We start from the raw sequence: 403 nt of genomic DNA, 5'->3' as shown, positions 1-403 counted from the left end.
TGATCCGGCAATAACCTCAAGTTCCAATATTTCACATTTATACTCAGTAGCAACGTCTTGTATAATTTCTTTCAGACGAACGTCAACGCCCTTCACTAAAACCGAACGCCGATACTTCGGACACCATATAACACGGTACTTGCAAGAGTAAACTACGTTCAGGTTGCTCTTGTATTTTATAGTGTAATCGCTCATGCACTAATTATACAGATGCTAGATATATAATGCAAGACAAATCTAAGTCAAAACCAACTTCCCGCTTTCCTCCCCATGGCTACGGCGTCTTTCAGGGTTTCTGTCGCCTCAACCATCTTAAGCCGCCAACCGAACTTGTCGTTCCGGATTCAATTGGACAGCACCTACAGGCTCCCAGTTACGGGTAGCCCCTGACCAGCGTTGTGGC

The 403-nt window shown here is 45.2% G+C and carries 1 protein-coding gene; it reads right to left on the bottom strand.

The genetic code is table 11. From position 1 onward, the window contains the following. On the bottom strand, positions 1-195 hold a 195-nt coding region (locus IV91_RS17675; protein ID WP_200874456.1), incomplete at its 3' end, for a transposase. Between the last annotated feature and the right edge of the window lie 208 nt (positions 196-403).

Origin of the sequence: Ferrovum myxofaciens (assembly GCF_000735045.1) — a bacterium.
In the GTDB taxonomy this organism is placed as follows: domain Bacteria; phylum Pseudomonadota; class Gammaproteobacteria; order Burkholderiales; family Ferrovaceae; genus Ferrovum; species Ferrovum myxofaciens.
This window is presented reverse-complemented; position numbering and strand designations above follow the sequence as displayed.